The 21,761-nt window shown below is 61.3% G+C and carries 22 protein-coding genes and 1 tRNA gene; 13 read left to right on the top strand and 10 right to left on the bottom strand.

Annotated elements, in window-relative coordinates; all coding sequences use genetic code 11:
* Positions 1–5: 5 nt before the first annotated feature.
* The 7 genes from preA (at position 6) to ACRSCF_RS19015 (ending at position 9,608) form a co-directional block, all read left to right on the top strand.
* Positions 6–1,325, top strand: coding sequence for an NAD-dependent dihydropyrimidine dehydrogenase subunit PreA (gene preA, locus ACRSCF_RS19045; protein WP_013803150.1), 1,320 nt, complete (start codon positions 6–8; stop codon positions 1,323–1,325).
* Between the two features lie 132 nt (positions 1,326–1,457).
* Complete coding sequence (locus ACRSCF_RS19040) at positions 1,458–2,951, top strand: NCS1 family nucleobase:cation symporter-1 (RefSeq protein ID WP_034363133.1); 1,494 nt, start codon at positions 1,458–1,460, stop codon at positions 2,949–2,951.
* Between the two features lie 30 nt (positions 2,952–2,981).
* A complete protein-coding gene (hydA, locus tag ACRSCF_RS19035) occupies positions 2,982–4,442 on the top strand; it encodes a dihydropyrimidinase (protein ID WP_034363137.1) in 1,461 nt (486 codons plus the stop codon).
* Between the two features lie 24 nt (positions 4,443–4,466).
* On the top strand, positions 4,467–5,735 hold the full coding sequence (locus tag ACRSCF_RS19030) for a Zn-dependent hydrolase (RefSeq protein WP_047217671.1): 1,269 nt from the start codon (positions 4,467–4,469) through the stop codon (positions 5,733–5,735).
* 70 nt (positions 5,736–5,805) lie between these two features.
* Positions 5,806–5,882 (top strand) — tRNA-Val (locus ACRSCF_RS19025).
* A 245-nt stretch (positions 5,883–6,127) separates the two neighbouring features.
* Entirely contained in the window at positions 6,128–6,667 is a 540-nt protein-coding gene (gene phaR / locus ACRSCF_RS19020; protein ID WP_016445296.1) for a polyhydroxyalkanoate synthesis repressor PhaR, read from the top strand.
* 607 nt (positions 6,668–7,274) lie between these two features.
* The gene (locus ACRSCF_RS19015) at positions 7,275–9,608 is read left to right on the top strand and encodes a KAP family P-loop NTPase fold protein (protein WP_324622612.1); all 2,334 of its coding nucleotides are present in this window, start codon (positions 7,275–7,277) and stop codon (positions 9,606–9,608) included.
* A 107-nt stretch (positions 9,609–9,715) separates the two neighbouring features.
* On the opposite strand, the gene ACRSCF_RS19010 is transcribed toward ACRSCF_RS19015, so the two are convergent.
* The 10 genes from ACRSCF_RS19010 to ACRSCF_RS18965 form a co-directional block, all read right to left on the bottom strand.
* The gene (locus ACRSCF_RS19010; protein ID WP_034369322.1) at positions 9,716–9,973 is read right to left on the bottom strand and encodes a hypothetical protein; all 258 of its coding nucleotides are present in this window, start codon (positions 9,971–9,973) and stop codon (positions 9,716–9,718) included.
* Positions 9,970–10,500: a hypothetical protein gene (locus tag ACRSCF_RS19005; protein ID WP_034369324.1), complete on the bottom strand. Its 531-nt coding sequence runs from the start codon at positions 10,498–10,500 to the stop codon at positions 9,970–9,972. Before ACRSCF_RS19005 ends, ACRSCF_RS19010 begins: the two co-directional genes overlap by 4 nt.
* Positions 10,497–12,941, bottom strand: coding sequence for a ParB/RepB/Spo0J family partition protein (locus ACRSCF_RS19000; protein WP_432675080.1), 2,445 nt, complete (start codon positions 12,939–12,941; stop codon positions 10,497–10,499). The genes ACRSCF_RS19005 and ACRSCF_RS19000 overlap by 4 nt, the downstream gene beginning before the upstream one ends.
* 35 nt (positions 12,942–12,976) lie before the next feature.
* Positions 12,977–13,306 carry a hypothetical protein gene (locus ACRSCF_RS18995; protein WP_139223855.1) on the bottom strand — a complete coding sequence of 110 codons (330 nt, stop codon included), beginning with the start codon at positions 13,304–13,306 and terminating at the stop codon, positions 12,977–12,979.
* A complete protein-coding gene (locus tag ACRSCF_RS18990) occupies positions 13,299–13,637 on the bottom strand; it encodes a hypothetical protein (protein WP_324622610.1) in 339 nt (112 codons plus the stop codon). The genes ACRSCF_RS18995 and ACRSCF_RS18990 overlap by 8 nt, the downstream gene beginning before the upstream one ends.
* Entirely contained in the window at positions 13,628–13,762 is a 135-nt protein-coding gene (locus ACRSCF_RS18985) for a hypothetical protein (RefSeq protein WP_324622609.1), read from the bottom strand. The genes ACRSCF_RS18990 and ACRSCF_RS18985 overlap by 10 nt, the downstream gene beginning before the upstream one ends.
* On the bottom strand, positions 13,759–13,890 hold the full coding sequence (locus ACRSCF_RS18980) for a hypothetical protein (RefSeq protein WP_324622608.1): 132 nt from the start codon (positions 13,888–13,890) through the stop codon (positions 13,759–13,761). Before ACRSCF_RS18980 ends, ACRSCF_RS18985 begins: the two co-directional genes overlap by 4 nt.
* Positions 13,887–14,183 (bottom strand): hypothetical protein, encoded by a 297-nt coding sequence (locus ACRSCF_RS18975; RefSeq protein WP_034368363.1) that lies wholly within the window; start codon positions 14,181–14,183, stop codon positions 13,887–13,889. Before ACRSCF_RS18975 ends, ACRSCF_RS18980 begins: the two co-directional genes overlap by 4 nt.
* 123 nt (positions 14,184–14,306) lie before the next feature.
* The gene (locus tag ACRSCF_RS18970) at positions 14,307–15,008 is read right to left on the bottom strand and encodes a S24 family peptidase (protein WP_034368365.1); all 702 of its coding nucleotides are present in this window, start codon (positions 15,006–15,008) and stop codon (positions 14,307–14,309) included.
* Between the two features lie 558 nt (positions 15,009–15,566).
* Positions 15,567–15,884, bottom strand: a complete 318-nt coding sequence (locus ACRSCF_RS18965) for a hypothetical protein (protein WP_034368370.1) — start codon at positions 15,882–15,884, stop codon at positions 15,567–15,569.
* Here ACRSCF_RS18965 and ACRSCF_RS18960 point away from each other — a divergent pair.
* From ACRSCF_RS18960 to ACRSCF_RS18935, 6 genes are all read left to right on the top strand, one after another.
* Entirely contained in the window at positions 15,883–16,341 is a 459-nt protein-coding gene (locus ACRSCF_RS18960) for an ATP-binding protein (RefSeq protein ID WP_158528318.1), read from the top strand. The two genes, ACRSCF_RS18965 and ACRSCF_RS18960, sit on opposite strands and share 2 nt — an antisense overlap.
* Positions 16,342–16,352: 11 nt before the next feature.
* Positions 16,353–16,877, top strand: a complete 525-nt coding sequence (locus tag ACRSCF_RS18955; protein WP_034368375.1) for a hypothetical protein — start codon at positions 16,353–16,355, stop codon at positions 16,875–16,877.
* Positions 16,878–17,243: 366 nt separating this feature from the next.
* Positions 17,244–19,973, top strand: coding sequence for a VapE domain-containing protein (locus ACRSCF_RS18950; protein ID WP_324622607.1), 2,730 nt, complete (start codon positions 17,244–17,246; stop codon positions 19,971–19,973).
* A gap of 498 nt (positions 19,974–20,471) precedes the next feature.
* Positions 20,472–20,708: a hypothetical protein gene (locus tag ACRSCF_RS18945; RefSeq protein WP_046988315.1), complete on the top strand. Its 237-nt coding sequence runs from the start codon at positions 20,472–20,474 to the stop codon at positions 20,706–20,708.
* A gap of 2 nt (positions 20,709–20,710) precedes the next feature.
* The gene (locus ACRSCF_RS18940; RefSeq protein ID WP_034368378.1) at positions 20,711–21,148 is read left to right on the top strand and encodes a hypothetical protein; all 438 of its coding nucleotides are present in this window, start codon (positions 20,711–20,713) and stop codon (positions 21,146–21,148) included.
* 119 nt (positions 21,149–21,267) lie between these two features.
* Positions 21,268–21,693, top strand: a complete 426-nt coding sequence (locus ACRSCF_RS18935) for an HNH endonuclease (RefSeq protein WP_034368381.1) — start codon at positions 21,268–21,270, stop codon at positions 21,691–21,693.
* The last annotated feature ends 68 nt before the right edge of the window (positions 21,694–21,761 follow it).

Below are 21,761 nucleotides of genomic sequence, written 5' to 3'. Positions count from 1 at the left end.
TTGACATGGCAGACATCAGCAGCCGCTTTCTGGGCATTTCCAGCCCCAATCCGTTCTGGCTGGCCTCGGCACCGCCCACGGACAAGGAGATCAACGTCACCCGCGCATTCGAGGCCGGCTGGGGCGGCGTGGTGTGGAAGACGCTGGGCGAGGACCCGCATGTGGTCAACGTGAACGGGCCGCGCTACTCCACCCTCATGGCGCAGGACCGGCGCGTGATGGGCCTGAACAACATCGAGCTGATCACCGACCGGCCGCTGCGCACCAACCTGGAGGAAATGACCCGCGTGAAAAAGGCCTGGCCTGACCGCGCGCTGATCGCCTCGCTGATGGTGCCCTGCGTGGAGGAAAGCTGGAAGCGCATCCTGCCCATGGTGGAGGACACCGGCGCCGACGGGCTGGAGCTGAACTTCGGCTGCCCGCACGGCATGAGCGAGCGCGGCATGGGTGCGGCCGTGGGCCAGGTGCCCGAGTACATCCAGATGGTCACGCAGTGGTGCAAGCAGTACAGCCGGCTGCCGGTGATCGTGAAGCTCACGCCCAACATCACCGACGTGCGCTTTCCCGCGCGGGCGGCCAAGGCCGGCGGGGCGGATGCGGTGTCCCTGATCAACACCATCAACTCGCTGATGGGCGTGAATCTGGACACCCTGGTCATGCACCCCAGCACCGACGGCCAGGGCTCGCACGGCGGCTACTGCGGCCCGGCCGTGAAGCCCATCGCCCAGAACATGGTGGCCGAGATCGCGCGCGATCCGCAGACGGCGGGCCTGCCCATCTCGGGGATCGGCGGCATCACCACCTGGAAGGACGCGGCCGAATACATCGCGCTGGGATGCGGCAATGTCCAGGTGTGCACGGCGGCCATGGTCTACGGCTTTCGCATCGTGCAGGACATGTGCGACGGGCTGTCCAACTACATGGACGCGCACGGCTTTGCGCGCATCGAGGACTTCCAGGGCCGGGCCGTGCCCACGGTCAGGGACTGGAAGGACCTCAACCTCAACCACATCGACAAGGCCGTCATCAACCAGGACAGCTGCATCCAGTGCGGGCGCTGCCACGTGGCCTGCGAGGACACCTCCCACCAGGCCATCACTTTCAGCAAGGAGGGCGGTGTGCGCCGCTTCGAGGTGGATGACACCGAATGCGTGGGCTGCAACCTGTGCGTGTCCATCTGCCCCGTGCCCGAGTGCATCACCATGCGCAGCCTGCAGCCGGGCGAGGTGGACCCCCGCACCGGCCAGACGGTCACCGGGGAGTATGCGAACTGGACCACGCACCCGAACAACCCCATGCGCCAGGCCGTGACGGCGCAGGGCTAGAGGGGGCATTGCGGCAGGTCGGCGCACGGCCCGCATCCGGGCCGACCTGGCACGAAATGCGCTTGATGGAAAAAGTCAGACCCTGGATCAGCAATGGATTGGTGATTTCTCTCTTCGAGAAGGAGCTTCGCAATGTCGCATGCCCCGCATTCCGGTGAGTCCGCAGGCAGCCTGTGGAACCACGACCTCGCACCCACGCTGCCGAGTCAGCGAACGTGGACCTGGTACCACTTCGCCGCCCTGTGGATAGGCATGGTGATGTGCATCCCGGCATACACGCTGGCCGCCAGCATGATCACGAACGGCATGTCGTGGTCGCAGGCGGTGATGACGGTGTTCCTGGGCAATCTCATCGTGCTGATTCCCATGCTGCTCATCGGCCATGCCGGGGCCAGGTACGGCATTCCCTTCGCCGTGCTGGCCCGTGCCTCCTTCGGCACCCACGGGGCCAAGCTGCCCGCACTGCTGCGGGCCCTGGTGGCCTGTGGCTGGTACGGCATCCAGACCTGGTTCGGCGGCATGATGATCTACACCCTGCTGGGCGTGCTGCTGGGCCATCCGCTGGAAGGCGAGAAGATCGCGGGCCTGGGCATCAATGTGGGGCAGCTGGTGTGCTTTCTGGTGTTCTGGGCGATCCAGTTCTACTTCGTGGTGCATGGCATCGAGTCCATCCGCAAGCTCGAGACCTGGACAGCGCCACTCAAGATCCTGATCTGCTTCGTGCTGCTGGGATGGGTCTACCAGAAGGCCGGCGGCTTTGGCCCCATCATGGAGCAGCCTTCGCAGTACGCGCCGGGCGGCCCCAAGGCGGGCCAGTTCATGTCGGTGTTCTGGCCGTCGCTGACGGCCATGGTGGGCTTCTGGGCCACGCTGGCCTTGAACATTCCGGACTTCACGCGCTTTGCCAAGTCGCAGAAGGACCAGGTGGTGGGCCAGGCCATCGGCCTGCCGGTGCCCATGGGGCTGCTGGCCATGCTGGCGGTGGTGGTGACATCGGGCACCGTGGTGATCTACGGCAAGGCCCTGTGGGACCCCGTGGATGTCGCAAGCCGCATGACGGGCGCGGCCGTGCTGATCGCGCTCATCGTGCTGCTGATCGACACCGTGAGCGTGAACCTGGCGGCCAACCTGGTGGGGCCGGCCTATGACTTCTCCGCCCTGGCGCCCAGGAAGATCAGCTACCGCGTGGGCGGCTACATGACGGTGGCCATTGCCATCGTGATGATGCCCTGGAAGATCCTGGAATCGACCGAGGGCTACATCTTCACCTGGCTGATCGGCTACTCGGCACTGCTGGGGCCGATCGCGGGCATTCTGATGGTGGACTACTTCCTGGTGCGCAAAAAGCAGCTGGTGGTGGAAGACCTGTACAGGGAAGAGGGCGTCTACCGCTACTCCAACGGCTGGAACTGGGTGGCCGTGGCCGCCTTCGCCCTGGGCGTGGCGCCCAACCTGCCCGGCTTCCTGCACGCGGCGTTCCCCGCTGCATTCCCGAACGTGGGTGATTTCTTCAAGCATGCCTATGACTACGCATGGTTCATCGGCCTGTTCATTGCCGGCGTGGTCTACCGCATCGGCATGGCAGGCCAGGTGACCAAGGGCGCTCCCGCGCTGAGCAAGGCATAGGCCGGACCAACCAACAGGAGGCATGACGCTATGGGTCAATCACAGGGTTCGGTATGGGTGCGTGGCGGCACGGTGGTGAATGCAGACCGGCAGGAGAAGGCCGACGTGCTGTGCGTGGATGGGGCGATTGCGGCCGTGGGGCCGGATGTGGCGGCCCTGGTGCCGGCCGGGGCGCAGGTGATCGATGCCTCGGGGCAGTTCGTCATGCCCGGCGGCATCGATCCGCACACCCACATGCAACTGCCCTTCATGGGCACGGTCACGGCCGATGACTTCTACACCGGCACGGCGGCGGCGCTGGCCGGCGGCACCACCAGCATCATCGACTTCGTCATTCCCGATCCGCAGGAGCCGCTGCTGGACGCCTACCGCAAATGGCGCGGCTGGGCCGAGAAGGCTGCGGCCGACTACTCCTTCCACGTGGCCGTCACCTGGTGGAGCGACAGCGTCCATGCCGACATGGGCACGCTGGTGCGCGAGGAGGGCATCAACAGCTTCAAGCACTTCATGGCCTACAAGAACGCCATCATGTGCGACGACGAAACCCTGGTGAACAGCTTCAAGCGCGCGCTGGAGCTGGGCGCCATGCCCACGGTGCATGCCGAAAACGGCGAGCTGGTCTACCTGCTGCAGCAGGAAGTGGCCAAGATGGGCATCACCGGGCCCGAGGGCCATCCGCTGGCCCGCCCGCCCATGGTGGAGGCCGAGGCGGCTAACCGCGCCATCGCCATCGCCGGCGTGCTGGGCGTGCCCATCTACGTGGTGCACGTCAGCTGCACCGAGGCGGCGCAGGCCATTGCCGCGGCCCGTGCGCGCGGCCAGCGTGTGTATGGCGAGGTGCTGGCCGGCCATCTGGTGATCGACGAAAGCGTGTACCGCGACCCCGACTTCGCCAAGGCGGCCGCCCACGTGATGAGCCCGCCCTTCCGGGCCAAGGGCCACCAGGAGGCGTTGTGGCAGGGCCTGCAGTCGGGCCAGTTGCACACCACGGCCACCGACCATTGCACCTTCTGCGCCGCGCAGAAAGCCATGGGCCGGGACAACTTCGCCAAGATCCCCAACGGCACCGGCGGCGTGGAGGAGCGCCTGGCCGTGATCTGGGATGCGGGCGTGAACACCGGCCGGCTGACGCCCAGCGAATTCGTGGCCATCACCTCGGCCAACACGGCCAAGCTTTTCAACATCTATCCGCGCAAGGGCCTGGTCGGCGTGGGCGCCGATGCCGATCTGGTCGTCTGGGACCCTGCCGCCACGCACACCCTGTCGGTCAGGACCCAGCATTCCAAGGGCGACTACAACATCTTCGAGGGGCGCACCGTGCAAGGCATGCCCAGCCACACCATCAGCCAGGGCGTGGTGGCCTATGCGCAGGGCGATCTGCGTGCCGAGATGGGCAAGGGGCGCTATATCAAGCGCCCGGCCTTCGGCCCCAACTTCGACGCGGTGCAGCGCCGCGCCGCCACGCTGCAGCCCACGGCCGTGGCGCGCTGAAGCCCGCATGACAAGGAGACCGCAATGGATACAGATACCCAAGTGAAGCAGGACATCGCGCAGCTGCGCGTCAACGGAAGCCGGTTGTGGGATTCACTCATGGAGCTGGCCCGGATCGGCGCCACGCCCAAGGGCGGCGTCTGCCGCCTGACGCTGACCGACCTGGACCGCCAGGGCCGTGATCTGGTGACCCGCTGGGCGCGCGAGGCGGGCATGACGGTAACCATCGACAAGATCGGCAACGGCTTCATGCGCCGGCCCGGGCGCGACAACAGCCTGCCGCCCATCATGACGGGCAGCCACATCGACACCCAGCCCACGGGCGGCAAGTTCGACGGCAACTACGGCGTGCTGGCGGGGCTGGAGGTAGTGCGCACGCTCAACGACCACGGCATTGAGACCGAAGCGCCCATCGAAGTGGCCTTCTGGACGAACGAGGAAGGCTCGCGCTTCGTGCCGGTGATGATGGGCTCGGGCGTGTTCGCCAAGGCCTTCACGCTGGAGCATGCCTATGCAGCCACCGACTCCGAAGGCAAGACCGTCAAGGGCGAGCTAGAGCGTATCGGCTATGTGGGCAGCCAGGAGCCTGGCGACCACCCGATCGGCGCCTACTTCGAGTCCCACATCGAACAGGGCCCGGTGCTGGAGGACAACGCCAGGACCATTGGCGTGGTTACCGGCGTGCTGGGCATCCGCTGGTATGACTGCGTGGTCACGGGCATGGAGGCCCATGCCGGCCCCACGCCCATGGCCCTGCGCAAGGACGCGCTGCAGGTGGCCGCGCAGCTGATGCAGGAAGTGGTGGCCTGCGCCCACCGCCATCCGCCCCACGGGCGCGGCACCGTGGGCATGGTGCAGGTCCATCCCAACAGCCGCAACGTGATCCCGGGCCAGGTCAAATTCAGCATCGACCTGCGCAACGCCACCGATGCCGACTGCGAAGCCATGGACGCCGACATCCGCGCAGTGGCCGACCGCATCAGCCGGGAGACGGGCCTGCCCATAGCGATCAACCTGGTGTCCAGCTACCCCGCCCAACCCTTCCATGCCGACTGCGTGGATGCGGTGGCGCGCGCCGCCAAGGCCCTGGGCTACTCGCACATGCCCGTCGTCTCGGGCGCCGGGCATGATGCGGTCTACATGGCGCGGCTGGCGCCGGCCGGCATGGTCTTCATCCCCTGCAAGGACGGCATCAGCCACAACGAGATCGAGGACGCCACGCCCGCCGACATCACCGCAGGCTGCAATGTGCTGATGCACGCCATGCTGGAACGGGCCAGGGTGGCGGGTTGATCCAAAAAACTGCGCAACTTGCCCGGAAGCCCTGTTTTGCACTGCTATACTTGCGGCTTCAACAAACGACAGGCGCGTAGCTCAGCTGGTTAGAGCACCACCTTGACATGGTGGGGGTCGTTGGTTCGAGTCCAATCGCGCCTACCAAACAAAGCAGTCTCACCAGGGGCTGCAAAAAAGAAATCCCGCTTCAAGCGGGATTTTTTTTGCCCCAACGGTTGCATGGCGGCCATTTGCCGTGTCGCATGCGTTGATCCCCATCAGGGTTACTGCTGCGCCGGGTGCTGCAGGCGCTGCCTAGAATCTGTTGCAGTGCAATAGCCGATTGCCCGCACGAGCCGGTGCAAGCAGGCGCAAACAGGTACAGCAGGTACAAGAGGAGAAGCATTGCAATGCAAGAGACGACAACAGCCGCCGCCCCCAGCGCACAGCGCGTGATCAAGAAATACCCCAACCGCCGTCTCTACGACACCAACACGTCCTCCTACATCACGCTGACGGAAGTCAAGCAGCTGGTGATGGGCAACGAGCCCGTGGTGGTCAAGGACGCCAAGACGGGCGAAGACCTCACGCGCAGCATCCTGCTGCAGATCATTCTGGAAGAAGAGGCGGGCGGCGCCCCCATGTTCTCCGAGACCGTGCTGGCCAACATCATCCGTTTCTACGGCCACGCCATGCAGGGCTACATGGGCTCCTACCTGGAAAAGAACGTGCAGATGTTCACCGACTTCCAGAACAAGCTGGCCGAGCAGGCCCAGGGCACCTCGCCCGAGGCCTGGAGCCAGTTCATGCGCATGCAGCCGCCCGCCATGCAGAACATGATGAGCAGCTACATGGAGCAGTCGCAGAACATGTTCGCCCAGATGCAGGAGCAGATGCAAAAGCAGACCGAGCAGATGCTGGGCGCGCTCGGGATCAAGCGCAATAGCTGAGCTTGCAGGGATAAGTTCGGGGGCGGTTTACCAAGTTCGCGCAGAACTGGGACAATATCGCCCCTATGACCCCCACGAGCGACGCAACAACCATGACAACCCCTGCCGGCGCGGCCGCTCCGCGCGTGGGCTTCGTCTCCCTCGGGTGCCCGTAGGATACTGTATCTATACCGGAGTATAGAGAGGGTCGAGTCCGCCTAGCCGTAGATTTCGGTAGAGGTGGGATCAGATGCACTGTAAGCGTGTCATCGTCGATTACTACTAGCTTGTGTTGAAACTTTTGGACTGTGTTGGAACACCCGCGAAAAGAGACGGAAGTGCTAACTTCGTTCCCCGATAATGGGACGAATTTTTCAAAATCCACGGTGCCCCGATCCCATGTACGCCTAAAGGTCATAAAAATTCAAGTGTGCAAAAAAGCGAAGGTGTTTCTGTGCATCCTTCTTGGCATACATGCGGCATGGTAATTGACCTAGATTAATTTTCTGACTTTTCCTGGCTAATCTCGCGTTACAACTGAATGACGTTATAGTTGCGACGAATTTTCATAACTATTTTTGCTTTGTGTAGCATTTTGGTTGCAATTTATATTTTAAGCTGATGCGCAATGGCTGAATTTTGTGAAAAATTTACGGGATTCCTTAAGGATTGCTTTGGGAGGCGTAACGCCGTCAACGAAGCTCAAGAGTTGACAGGCGGAGAAATTGGTGCAGAGATGCCAATTAAGTCGTCTTCAGAAGATCGCCTCAGAAGAGTGGATTTTGCAAATCGTATTGCTGATGTTCTTTCCGAACTTAGCCTAATCGAAGGCAGAGTTTTTGCAATCCGAGGTGACTGGGGTTTTGGGAAATCCTCTCTTAAGAATCTGATAGGTGAGAAGCTACGAAAAAAGCGTGGCGGGGCGGATTGGATTGACTTTAATCCTTGGCAGTGGGGTGACAGTGATGCTCTTATTCGAGCTCTTTTTTCCCAGATAGCAGATCGCCTTGGTGGCCAGCATTCCTCTGCAGCACGAGCGCGTGCGGAAACACTGCGACGATATGGAGCAATTCTTGCGGGATCCGGCGCTCCTCTAAAGGAGGCCAGCGGATCGAGCATATTCATATCAAATTTACTGACCAATGCTTCTGTTATTGCGGTCGCATCGGCAGTTGGACTTAAGCTGCCGACAGCAGCATTTTTTGCCGCAGTTTTTGCCGTGCTTTCTTTTAGCATTCCGCTGATAGGGTGGGTACTTTCTTATGCAGGACGTGATAGAAGTGGTGAGCCGCTTGAAAAAATTCGCAGAGATCTAGAATCCCGACTTCGCGAACTCGATCGACCATTGGTGGTGTTCGTTGACGATATTGATCGTCTTGAGCCAGAGCAAATTCGGATTCTTATTAGAAACGTAAAGGCTAACGCAAATCTACCTAATATTATTTTTGTACTTCTGTTCCAGCCTAGCATTGTGGAGCAGGCGCTTGACCCGATTTCAGGAAACAATGGCCGCGCATTTCTAGAAAAAATCGTGCAAGCTAATTTTGATCTGCCTGCAGTTCCGGTGTCCGTAGTTCATCGTATTTTTGGTGAAGAGCTTTCTAGATTTGCTGGAGCATATGCTACAGAGGTAAATGGTTTCATAGAGCCAAGGTGGAGCAATGTTTTCATTGATTGTATCCAGCCGATGGTGAGAAATATTCGTGATGCCAAAAGATTGATTTCATCGATTGCTATACATACGCCATTACACCTGGATGGCGATGTGTTTGAAGTCAATATTGTTGATTTTCTCCTGTTGGAAGCTCTGCGAGTTTTTGAGCCAAATTTATATCAGTCTCTGTTTAAAAATAAGGAGTTGCTGCTCCAAACTAATCGATTTCAGGGTGATGGATATAAAGATTCGGATAAAGAAGCTATTGAGAAGCTTCTTGGTGTCTCATCCGCGGAGCGTAGAAGAATTGCTGTTGATGCGCTCAAACACCTGTTTCCTCGTACTGAATGGCTCTTTAGAGGTATGAGCTATCCAGATGGTTCTGATCAACAATGGTTGCAAGAAAAGCGAGTTTGCTCGTTCCGCTATTTTCCTAGCTATTTTGAGCTCCAGACAACAGCTGGTGAAATGTCGGAGCGCCGTTTTATAGAGTTTTTGTGTGCAACGAAGACAGAGGAGTCTCTGGCAGCCGCTATAGCCAGTGCTGAGGCAGATGGGCTTTTGCAGTCGCTCGCTGCAAGAATGGACGAATCAGTCGATAGGCTCCCTGTAGAGAATGCTGCAGTTTTGCTGCCTGGAATGTTTGAGATCGCAGAGAAATTGGCAAGTAGTCGAGGAGAGGATCCATTTAGTTCTCCTTGGGTTTCTGCGTGGCGATCAACTAGTTGGTTTTTGCATAGAGTGCCGGAGAAAATGCGCGGAGAGTTGGCTCTTGCGGCGTTGCGCAAGACGAAAGCTCTGGCCGTAGGTGCCTTGATGATTCAATTAAGCGAATCTTCTGCGGAGAAAAATGATGGGGTTACATTTCCTGTACTCAACTCAGAAGCTATTCAGATGATAAAGAATGAATGGCTAGATATTGTCAGAACGCTTTCTATCGAGTCGAATGCATTAATATTGCATCCACATCTGGTTTCTATTATCTATGATTGGAAAAATTATTCGCAATCATTTAATGAACCGAGAATGTGGGTAAATAATTATATAAAAAATGAAAAGGGCTTTGCTGAATTCATTGGAAAAATAATGAACAGGGGAAGGCGTCATACTGCAGGTGATCGGGTATCGGTTTCTTACAATACATTTGATAGACGTGTTATCGAGGATTTTGTTGGCATCGATGTTGCAAGAAACCGCTTGAATAATATTAATGTTTCGGATTATCCAGAGTATAAAGAGGCTTTGCAAACGTTAAGTAGCAACATTAATCAGTGGCTCTCCAATAAAGAAATTCAACGTGATGGATAATTAATTTCATTGTTTGCCCACATGTTGAAACGTCCTTTCAATGACTCCGATATGATTTATTCGTTTGTGGATTTTTCCTCAAATACTTATTTGAGTGTTGGGTGAATTTAATTTCTGATTTCGGATTTAATTGGATTGCTTAATATCCGAAGAAAACCTTTGCCTTGCAAAAAATTGCGATAGCAGTTGACCGCTACCGCCTGTGCTTCGCGTGCCACCTCCTTGCCGGCGGCCACGACTTGGCCATCCTCAGTGATGATGGCCAGCCGCCCAGGCTTGCCGTTGATGCTGACGCTCAGGCCCTCATGGCTCACTGCGCTGATTTGCACGCCCTCAATGGCGCCAGTGGGTTGTGTGCCGATCATGCGGGTTCCTCCTCTCGGCTCTTGCGGTACGGTCTGGTCGTGACCAGGTCGCTATCAGCTTGGAGCATTTCGCCACCGCTGCTCTCTGTACGAGCGATCAGCCTGCGCGTCACTTCCTGGATCTCATGGGCCGTGAGCTGCTGCAACTGGAATTCATGCAGGTCAATCGCGGTGGTGAGGGCGTCCAGCTCGTAGAAGTGCACAACGCTTGGGTGCCAGGCGCCGCCGGCGCGGCAGCGTGCGAAGTAGGCTTCGCATGCGGCCTGGGCGCTGTTGAAATGTTCGGCCAAGCCGCGGACGATGCCCCCGCGTTCTATCTCCTGGGCCACCTGGATAGTGCTGTGCATGACTGTGGCGTGCAGCTCCGTGGCTGTACCGGCGCGGATCTGGGCAAAGCACTCGCGCACTGGGCCGATGATGGAGGCGATCTCTTTGCTCGTCAGCTTGGTGCCGTGGTGATTGATCACGGCAAATGTGTCGGGTCGACCTGCCCAGCGGCTGCGGAATGGTTTACGGCGTCCGTTCATGCCAGGCTCTCCAGTTCCTTGGTAACGAAAATTGCAGCCTTGGCCACGGTGCCAGGCTTGCCCGAGAACTCCACTTGCCAGCCGTCTGCTGTGCATGCTGTGACGGTGCCTTCCTGCCAGCGGTAAGCGCTCTCCAGATTGAGCACACGCACACGCTTGTGCACGATAGGGTCTGCGGTGTAGGGCTCCAGCTCCTCGGGCTCGAAGCCTGCGCGCTGGCCTACGCCGGCGCCGAATTCCACGATCAGCGACAGATGGCCAGGCCGCACCACGCCCACGCGGCCGCACTCTTTGCGGGGCCTACCCGTCGGGCCTTTGAGGCCGACTTTGACGCGCACCAGGTCACCGGCCGCGAACGTGGGCGCCTGGCTGGTGGCTGCTTGATCTGCTGCCCCGGTGCCGGCGTCCGCGCTGTCCTGGCCATCGTCAGCGGTGTCAGTCTGCGCGGGCGCAGACTGCTGCGTGCCGGGGGCGTCTGCCAGGTCAACATCCGCGGCCGAAGGGGAGGGCGGCAGGCCCTGCGCAGCGTCAGCTGCGACTGGGCCTGCATCGTCGCCCTGTGCGGCTGCAGCCGCACCTTGAATGGGTGCCTGCGCGTCAGCGACAGGCGCCCCCTCGTCGCCTGATTCTTGGTCTTGGAGCGCGGCCGCGATAGCGGCCGAGGCTTCAGCGGCAGTCGTCTTCGGCTCAGCGCTCGCACGCGCAGCGGGGGATTTTTTGGCTTTGCCCTTCGCGCGACTCTCGCCAGCGCGCGCAGCGGGATCAAGGGGTAGATCCCCCTTCGGGGCAGCAGATACAGAGGCCTTTGCGGCTGCTCTAGCCTCGGCCTGGGCTTCTGCGGCACGCTGATTGGCCTTGGTCCTGGCCTTGACGGCTGCGATGTCTACGCCCCAGTGCGCAGCAACCAGGTGCAGGCCTTTGTTCGCGTCGGGGTCATCCTTCAGCCAGTAGCGATATTCGACATCGCCATACATCACCAGTAGCTGCAGTAGGTCGCCGGGCGCATCGTTGTCGGCGATGTGCTGCAACAGGCCCTCCACGGGGGCGACCTTGCCCAGGTCCAGCAGCTTGCACAGCTTCTTGGCGCGGTCTTGGCTGTAGGTTCTGGCGATGTTGCGGGCGCAGTAGCGCAGCAATTCATCGGACACTGGCGCGCCGCCAAGTTCGGAAAGCGCTTTCCAACTCTCTTCGAGCACGTCCCAGCGCCATTGAGTTTCATAGTCGCTTTTCCGCTTTTGGTCGGCGGCGCGCTTGGCCTGTTGCTGCTCGCGCTGGGCTTCCTGCTGGATCTTGTCGGCAGCCTCTTCCTGCTGGGCCTCCTTGAGCAGTAGTTGTGCCTGGTCTGCTGTGATCACTGCGACAAGTTCGCCATTCTTGTGGGGATTGGCGATCAGGGTGGGCAGGATGCCCTGCCTTTCCATGGCTTTGCCGATCAATTTGCGCAGGGGCTTTTCGGTGGGGCTGTCGCGCTTGTCATCGAGGCGCAGATAGCCGGCTACTTCACCGGACCAGGCGCTTGGCATCAGGGTCTTGGCTTCGCGGCCTTCGATGATGTGCTGCCCGCGCTCTACCGCTGTACGCTTGATGGCGATGGCGTGGGCCTCTTCCTTCTCGCGGTAGCAATTGGGGTCGGTGCATATGTCTGCACTGACATCGTTGAAGAGGTCGGGGTTCGCGCCGGTGCGTTTGGGGCAGGCCTTGCAGCTTCCTGCCGCCGGTAGCAGTGCCTCATCCGTCATCTTGAACGTGGCACTGTGCAGATTGAGCATGTAGTTTTGCTGGACATGCTCGGCGCAGGAGCGATAGCTGGGGGTGTCGCCCCTGTAGTTGGTCTCCGTGCAGTAGCTCAGCGCCTTGAGCTGCAGCCCCTCGTCGGGAATGCGAGCGATCAACTGCGCCTTGCTGAAATCGATCTTGCCCCTGCGCAGTGCGTCGCGGCCTTCCTCGCACAGGTCGAGCACCTTCATCACGTTGAAAATATACGTGCGGCTTTTGCCCACGTCCTTGGCGATTTCATCGGCCGTGGTGTTGCCCAGATCCAGCAGCTCGCGGTATCCCTCTGCCTCTTCCAGCTTGGTCACGTCTTCGCGCTGCAGATTCTCGATCACGGCCGCGCGCAAGGCGTCAGCGTCCGACATCGGGCGGATCATTGCGGGGATCTCTGCCAGGCCAGCGATCTGGCTGGCGCGCCAACGGCGCTCGCCTGCGATCAACTCGTACTGTGCGCGCTCGCGCTTTTCGGCCTTGGCCCATGCCTGCTCATCGGCAATGCGCGCTTCCGGCAGCGGGCGCAGCAGGATGGGCTGGTGCACGCCGGTGGCCTTGATGGAGTCGGCCAGTTCCTGCAGCTTTGCCGCGTCGAAGTGCTTGCGCGGGTTGCGCAGGCTGCGGGCGATGCTCAGGATGGGCACATTCATCATCAGTGCGCCGGCACCGGGCATGGGCAGGGCGGCTGTCGGGTTGTCGTTGGCAGTAGTCATGCGGCAAGACCCTCCTGCTGGCCCTTGATGCCAAAGGCGCGGCGCGCCGCGTTGCGCACTTCGGCTGTGACGCTGTGGCCGAACTCCTCCGGGTCCAGCAGATCGCGCACCAGGGCAACGCAGGCGGCTGTGTCGGGATCGACCCGGGGGCTGTCATAGATCACGCGGCGGCAGGCCGGTTGCCGCTGGATGTGCTGGATCATTTCCAGTGCTGCGGATTCCTGCGGGGCCAAAGGCGCGCCTACGCGGGGTGTGCGCAGATCCGATTCAACTTGGACTGCACCAGGGCCGACGTGCTTGATTTCGATGACGATTGCTTTAGCCATGAGCGGCCTCCAGAAGTTGCATTTGGGGTTGGATGGGGGCGGGCTCATGCAGGGGCTGTATGTCGCTGCAGTGGCCCAAGGTGTGGCGGATCTGGTGGACGGGCGCGGTGATGGATACACGCATGCCGCGCTTGAATGACTTGGCGCGCTGCTGGGCCTGCGCGCGAGCTGCTGGCGGGTAGACCTGCTCAGCCTTGACAGGCAATTGGCCTGGGCCGTCGCTGTCGATCAGCAAGCACAGGACTGGCATGGGTGTGCTGTCCACGCCCTGGGGCAGCGTGCGTACCTCGGCGTCTTGCACCAGGGTGCCGGTGATGACGATCAGTGCCATGGCGTGGCCCCGAACTTGAAGACGACGAGGGCACCGAACAGGGCCAGGACCAGGCAGCGCAGCACAGTGCGGCGGACGCGGCGTGGACGGTGCGGGCCGTCCATCTGGATGGGAGGGCGGCTCATCGTGCTGCCTTCGCGCTGATGGGGTGGCCGTGGCCAAAGAGCACCATTGCGCGGGCAATGGCATCAGCGGCGCCGGTGGCGCGGATCGTGTGGCGCGTGCGGCCGCACGTGACGGTGTAGATGGTCATCGCTCGCCCTTTACATCGGCCGTCAGCTTGACGCCGGCCAAGCCGGGGATGGACATCAGCACGTCGATGACGTGGCTGTCCGGGGGCGTGACGTCGAGGGCTATGTATGCCGCGCTGGCGGACTGCAGGATGTCCTGCTGCACCCGTGCATGCGCGGCGTCACACATGGCGGCGAGCCGATGCGGCCAGAGCAGGCACTCAGGCTGCTGGTTTTGCCGCTGCAGCGGCGTCGTGTCTACGGCGAGAGAGAGGGTGCAGACGTGTGCACTGTCTGCTGTACTGCTGCATTGCATGCCGGGCCTCCTATGCGGTGGAGGGCGCACGACCTGCATGCCGTTGCGCCCGCCTGAGCGAAAACTCAGGCAGACGCATTACACCATTCGGTGCATATTAGGTCAACACTGTTTGGTGTATATCTAGAATTCTTCGCCCTTCCAGATCTTCACCACTCGGGCGAACACCTCGAAGTCCATCCCATCAACGATGTCGAAGGGGTCATACAGGGAGTTGTAGCTCTTGGCTCGAACAACAAGTCCATTGATCGTGGGGATGCGTTGCAGTTGCTTCACAAACCCTTCGGTTCCCACTCGAAAGAAATAGACGCCATCTGTGTCCACCACCTTCACCCCCCTGTCAACGAGAAGAGGGTCACCTGGATTAAAGAGGGGCTGCATTGAAGGGCCGAAGCCGGTGACTATGGCGAGATTTTTGGCGCTGGTGATTCGCTGGACATTCATGTGTAGCCACTTCTCAGACACTGTCCACTGCTTGATCACGCCCGGTTGATCGGCTAGCACGATCCCATGGCCCATGCCTCCACCGGTCTCGTACTGCGGGATGCGGATGTCTCCCGCTGTCTTCATGGCTGCAGGCGCAGCAGCGATGGTCGCATCCTCATCAAGGATGGAATCCTGAAGCTGGTCGAGCCAGCCGGGGAGATGCTCAGGATAAAAATTTGCCTCCATCCTCCGAGCAATCTTTTCACCAAAGGACTTGCGGCCCTGCAGCATGTCGAGCAGCTGTCGAGTGGGAAGGTCGAAGCGGCGGGCTGCAGCTGACAGCGTGAGCTCGTCCACGATCTTTTGTGCGTTGCGGCGGCGAATGTCTGCGATTTCCATAGTGGTTGATTTGACCAGCCCGTAACCATTTGGTGAATTCCCCGAATGGTGTTCTTTTATGCACCGTTCGGTGTATAGTCTTGCGTCATGACTACCAAGACGCTGAAGGAATATTTGGGGGGCCTGAGTGGGCCTGCGCGCGAAGACTTCGCGCAGCGTTGCAAGACCTCTTATGGCCACTTGCGGAACGTCGCATACGGCAAGAAGCCTGCTGAGAGCCTTTGCATCCTCATCGAGCTGCACAGTGGGCGCGAGGTGCTGTGCGAGTCCTTGCGCTCAGACGTGATGTGGTGGGTCGTGCGTGGCTCCCATGCCTCTGTGTCTGGAGGCGCGAATGTCTAGCGTCTTGGCATCTGTTTTGCCCCCCTCCAGCTACCCGGCAACGTCGCCCGGGATTCGTCTCCTTCCCCAACTTGGTGCCGCACGCGCGGGAAGGCGTGTGCGGCTTGCGTTGCTTGCTGGAGTGGGTCTTTCTTTTCGTCATGCCCGCAGTGTCTTGCGCACCGCGGGTTGTCGCCATCCTGAAATTTCAGCCGTTCAAGGGGAACGGCCTAGCCGTCATCGCGCGGGGATGGCTTGCCACTCTTCGTCCGGTGCCTCTCCGTCCGGGCGCTTGATCCACACCAATTTGAGCCTGTCCAGCAGGTCATCGGATGCCCATCCAGGTAGCGGGCGCCATTCGGATTTGGGGTCGTGCTTGCTTTGGTCGAAGGCCGCTTCTTGCGCGGTGTTTTCGAGGGCGAACCGCACCAGCGTTTGGCTGGCGTTTTCTGTGATCAGGCGGTGATTGAAGGTGTACGCGGCTGCCCGGTTCGTGTCCGGGTCAAGCAGCAGCGAGTAGGGCAGTTCCTGTTTCTTTTTAAGGGGAAAACTCATGGTCAAGATCTTTCATTTGGTTGGTGCACAGGGCAGCGGAAAGTCTACGCATGCTCAGATGCTGAGCAAGTTTTTTGAAGCGCAAGGCCTCAGGTGTGCGGGGGTGGACGATCCCGACTCGGAGTTCGTTAAGGACCGTGATGGCGCTATGAAGCACTGGCCCGAAGCGGACGTGATTTTTCTGGAGCATCTGCCAGGGGAGCAGTTCAAGGCTTTGCCGTGCGACCAGGTCATTTCCTTGGCGCGTGGCAATGATGGCGAGGCCATTGTGCGTGATGCGCTTTCCAGCGCTCAGGACCGCATCCGCCGAGCAACACGCGATCAGTTGCTGGCGGCCACGGTAGACCCATCACTGCATCTGCCGGATGGTGAATTGTTTGTCACGGCTCGGATGCGTCGGCCGTACAGCAAGGCTGCAGAGGTGGTGCCGCTGCACGTTTCGCGCCTGCCGCTTTGATTGGTTGCCCCATGACCCGCCGCTATTCCGCGACCGACTGGCGCGACATCTTCTACAACGCGGTGCGTGAGGCGCCTGGCGGCGTGACGGCTGCCGCTGCATTCCTGACCGACCGCCGCGAAAAAGCGATTCATCCCGAGGATCTGCGTAGGCGTCTGCGTGGTGCTGATGGCGAGTCGCTGAGCACAGAAATGCTTGAGTTGCTGAGCGAGTGGCTGATCGATATGGCACGCCCAGACGCTCGGCGCTGGCTTCAGTCGTTCAACGCTCGTTTCTCCATGGCCTCCGCTTATCTGCCGCCCCCGCCGGAGGGTGGGTGGGCCTGCGAGGCCACGGCGATACGCCAGAAGGTGATGCAGATCACCGCGAAAAACGGATTGCTCGCAGGCATCTGCGCCCGCGTCACTGAAGACAACCAGATCGACAGTACCGAATGCGATGAGCTGGAAGCGGGCTGCATGGAAATCATCGAGCTGGTGTTTCGGCTGCGCCGCAATGCGCGCCGTGCCGCTGGCCGGTCGGAGGACTTCACATGAGGCCTGCAGGCGAGGTTCGCCAGGCGTTGGTCCTGGCTTGTGAGCAACTGGCTACGCCTGGCAGTGGTTGCACTTTGCGGGAGTTGGCTGATGCGGCGCGTGTGGGCGTGGATGCCTGCAGGCGTGCCGTAGACAACATGCGCCGCGCCGGCGTGCTGGTCAAGGTGGGCGAGCGACGCGTGAGCTACCGCAATCGGCCCGTGGCCCTGTATGCGCCCGTGGCCCAAAGGCCAGCGGCGAATGACGCTGATGGATGTGTGGGCCTGGCGCAAGCGCTGCGGGCCTGGGGGTAATCAATGGCGATGAGCAAGCTGCCGGTGGTTGGGACGCCGGCTTGTGTGGTTTTGCGTGCGCAAGGGGGTGTCTATGCAGGATCGTGAGGATCTTCCCCCCATCAAGTTTGCGGATTTGGCCGATGCGTTGCTCAAGGGGGCTGACCGTCTTGTGCCGGCCTGGCTGCCAGGGGGCGAGATTGTTGGCCATGAGTACAAGTGCGCCAGCCTGGCCGGGGGCAAGGGTGGCAGTTGCAGCATCAACCTCAACTCGGGGATGTGGAGCGATTTCCAGTCTGGCGAAAGCGGCCGCGATCTGCTCGATTTGTATGCGCAGATCCACGGGCTGAGCCTTGCCAAGGCCGCAATCCAGGTGGCGCAGGAGGAGGGACTTGAGGATGTCGCCGGACTTGTGAAATATGGATCACGCGCAGGAAAGTCTGCGTCTGTTGCCAATCCGCGCCCGCAGCCTGAGCAGTCGCCCAAGCGCGAGCGAGAGTCGGAGTGGAGCACGCTGCAGCCCGTGCCGGACTATGCGCCTGCGCCTACGTTCACGCACTATCACCGCACGGCCAGCGATCTTGTCCACACGGCAGAGTACCGCCTGGGCGGCGACTTGCATGGCTACGTGGCGCGCTTCCTGACAAGCGACGGCGGCAAGGACACGCTGCCTTACACGTTCTGCCTGTCTGCTAAGGACGGGGCCTGCAAATGGCATTGGCGCCAGTGGGATGAGCCGCGCCCGCTGTACCTGCCATCGCATCGCCTGCCCGAGGGCCGGACTGTGATCCTGGTCGAAGGGGAGATCAAGGGCGAGGTGCTGCAGCGGTTGCTGGATGCCATCTCGCCAGGCATCTATTGCGTTGCATCCTGGCCGGGAGGTTCCAAGGCCTGGAAGCGGGCGGATTGGAGCTGGCTGGCAGGCAATACGGTGCTGCTGTGGCCTGACTGCGATGCAAAGCACATGCCGCTGACTCCGGCTGAGCGCAAGTCTGTCAAGGGCGACGACGCGGCGCGCGAGGCGTTGGAGTCTGGCAAGCCTCTGCTCCCTGAGCAAAAACAGCCTGGCATGGCGGCAATGTTGGGCATTGGCAAGCTGCTGCGCGATACGCACGGCTGCACAGTGAGCATGTTGCCCATTCCCAAACCCGGTGATGTCAAGGATGGATGGGATGCACGCGATGCCATCGAAGCGGACGGATGGGACGGGGAAGCTGTTCTGCGGTTCTTCGGCCAGGCGCAGCCATTTATCGAGGCCGCGGCCGACCAGGCCGGCGAAGCTGCAGGCCCGGCGCCCGGCGCTAAAACCCCCGTTGGCACGGGAGGCGGTGGTGATGCGCCCCCGGGTGGCAGCGCTGGCTTTGATGAGCCGTTGGAAGATGACGGCCCGATGGTGCGCATCGGCGGGAAGATGGTCCCCGAATGGATGTCGTACTACTACGACGCCGAGAAATTCCGCTGGAACGTTTCGCGCAAACTGGTGATTGCCTGTCTTGAGCGGTTGCCTGAGCTGCGGGATGTGCTGGGGTACGACGAGCTGCGAAACACCGTGCAATGCCGCAAGGCTTGGCCGTGGCCCTACGCCCGGGCAGGCGAGGTGCGTAATGCTGATGCGCTGCTGCTGGGCAAATGGCTGACCGACACCTACGGACTGCCCAGCATCAGCAAGGCGGCACTTGATGAGGGCTTGCTGACCGTGGCGAGCACGCGCCGCTTTCACCCCATCCGCGAGTATCTGGCGGGGCTGACGTGGGATGGCAAGCCTCGGCTGAGCAAGTGGCTGATTCACGCCTTGGGCGAGACGCCCGAAACGCTGCGGCCTGCCATGTTCGAGTACCTGGGACTTGTGAGCAAGTATTGGGTGCTGGGCATGGTCTATCGGGTGATGGAGCCGGGCTGCAAGTACGACTATTGCCCCGTGCTCGAAGGGGCCGGCGGACTGCGCAAGTCCACCCTTGTCGAGGTGCTGGCCAGCAGCGAGTTTTACAGCGATACCGCCTTCGAGGTGGGGCGCGGCAAGGAGGCGCAAGAGCAGGTGCAGGGCATCTGGGTCTATGAGATCGCTGAGCTGTCGCACTTCAGCAAGGCCGAGGTGGGCGCCATCAAGGCCTTCATCTCCGCGAAGGTCGACCGCTACCGGGTGGCCTATGGAACCACGGTGGAGAGCTTTCCCCGGCAGTGCGTGCTGGTAGGCACCACGAATGAGGACACCTACCTGCGCGACCGCACCGGCAATCGCCGCTTCTGGCCTGTGCCCGTGCGCCATCGCATCAATACGGATTGGGTTGCCGAAAAGCGCGAGCAACTGCTGGCCGAGGCCTTCGCGTTGTACCTGCAGGGCGAGGCTTACATTCCTTCGCCCGAGCAGGAGGAGCGGTTGTTCAAGCCGATGCAGGACAGCCGCCTGGTGGAGACGGCGGTGGAGAGCGAACTGCTGCATGTGCTGACCCGGCCGTCCCAGCCGGCAGGTATCGGCGCATTGGTCAACCATGCGACGGATTTCGTGACCATGTCCCAACTGGTGCAGGCCCTTGCAGTGGATGCTGCCAAGGCGCCGCCCGGCCTGCAAACACAGATCACGGGCTGGCTCAAACATGAGGGCTGGGAGCGCGTGAAAAAGCAGGTCCATGGCGTGCGTGCCTGGGGCTTCGCGCGGCCGCGCAACTGGCCGCCAGAGGATCGCCCCAGCGGTCTAGACACGCCCGCGCCAGCTGATGAGTCAGCTCCTGCGGCGCCCGTTGTGCCCGCTGTCTACCTGGCTCCTCCTGTGCCCCCTAAGCCTGCTTCTGAGCCGGCGCCCTGGGATGTCGATGAGCCGTTCTGATCTTCAACCCTTTTCGATGTGGGCAGCGCTTGAAACGCGCCGTACCGCATGCGCTGCTGGAGGCGTGATTCGCTGCAGCGTGCCCAGTGCTGGGCCGGTGGTCGCTATGCGGCCCCGATGCGGAGCGGTGGCGGGGATGGCTTGCCCTTCGCCAATGACCTGAGTGTCCAAGTGTCCAGGGTGTCCAAGGTTTTGCTATGGACACCATCGGCCACCACTTCCCCATTTCCTGGGGTTGCAGCCGCTGCATTGTCTGTGCGGTTGGGCGGGTGGCCGGGCTTGTGCAGCGGCGGGCGGGCACAGGCTGGCGAGCAGGGGCGCGGGCGCGCTCGCGCGGATTCGGGCGGTTACCCGTTATCTCTATAGGTTGGGATGGACAGTATGGACACTCGGACACAAGCAGGATCAGCAGGGCCGGCAAGCAAGTCGGATGGGCAGCAGTGGACGGCAGAGGACAGGCGCCGCATCGAGCGGGGCCAGCAGATCATCAAGAGCAACATGCCCGGGGTCTACGGGCATATCTGCAAGGCCGCAGCGGCTGACAAAAGGGTCTGGGGTTTGGTGCGAATGGGGCTGGCAGGCCGCCCCAATTGCTTCTGGGCCATGGAGGGACAGCAGTTGGCAGGCACGCCCTTCGTCGCATGGGCGAGCCTGGACGCTCCGGCAAAGCTGTTGCAGCAGATGGCCCGGCCTGCATTCGTCTGCCTGCTCGGCCCACTGCCGCAGGAGGCCTGACCATGGCGCGCATCGAGCGAATCAAACAGCGGCTGGACAACTGGGCCTTGTGGCGTGCGCGACGTGATGGGCACGGCCTCGGCTTCCCATCGCAGAACATGCTCGCGGCCTGGATGGCGAGTGCCGAGCAGCGGCCCAAGCTGCGGGAGTCGGTCATACCCGTGCTGCACCTTGAGGCCGAGGAAACGGACAAGGCTGTCCAGTCCCTCAAGCCCAGCAAGCCGCATCTGCATCAGACCCTTGAGCTGATCTACCTGCGAGACCTGGGAGTGCAGGGCACAGCGAGGCGGATCGGCCGGGCGCCCTCTACTGTGCATGCTCAACTGGAGGCAGCAGACCGGGCCATTGATGAATGGCTGGTGGCAATGGTGCAGGAGCGGGAGCGCAAGCTGGCCCAGCTCTGGGCAGTCAAACCGCGCCCGGATAGTTTTACGTCATAGAGAGTCCTGGTACATTTCAGGCAACTTGTGGAAGGTGTCCCAACCCACTGACTGCAGGCAACCCGAACCCCGCCAAGTGCAAGCTTGGTGGGGTTTTCTTTTGCCCCCTCGGAGCATCTATGACAGCGGACAAGCGCAGGGCGATCAGCCGCAGGGACCACGACGAGCGGCGTGGTTCTGCAGCGTCTCGCGGGTATGGCAGCACTTGGCGTGCATGCCGTGACCAGTTCCTGCGCGACAACCCGCTGTGTGCGGACCATCTCAAGCGTGGCGAGTCGATCCCGGCGCAGGTTGTGGACCACATCATTGCGCCGCGCCTCGGCGAGGCCAAGCAGTCGGGCGATCCCGAGCGCATCGCTGCCGCGCAGCGCTTGTTTTGGAGTCGGTCGAATTGGCAGCCGCTGTGCAAGCTCTGCCACGACTCCGACAAGCAGCGGCTGGAGAAGTCCGGGCGCATCGCAGGCTGCGCGCCTGATGGCCGCCCGCTGGACCCGCGCCACCCGTGGAACCGTCCACGCACCGGCTCCGAGGGGGAGGGGGGGTGAAATTGTTCTACCCCTTTTGGCCCTAGACCGACCTGTTCTCTCCGTTCGCAAAATGGGCGGGGAAAAAG

The sequence above is a fragment of the Delftia sp. 11MD genome, from assembly GCF_050907895.1.
Taxonomy (GTDB): Bacteria; Pseudomonadota; Gammaproteobacteria; order Burkholderiales; family Burkholderiaceae_C; genus Comamonas; species Comamonas tsuruhatensis.
This window is presented reverse-complemented; position numbering and strand designations above follow the sequence as displayed.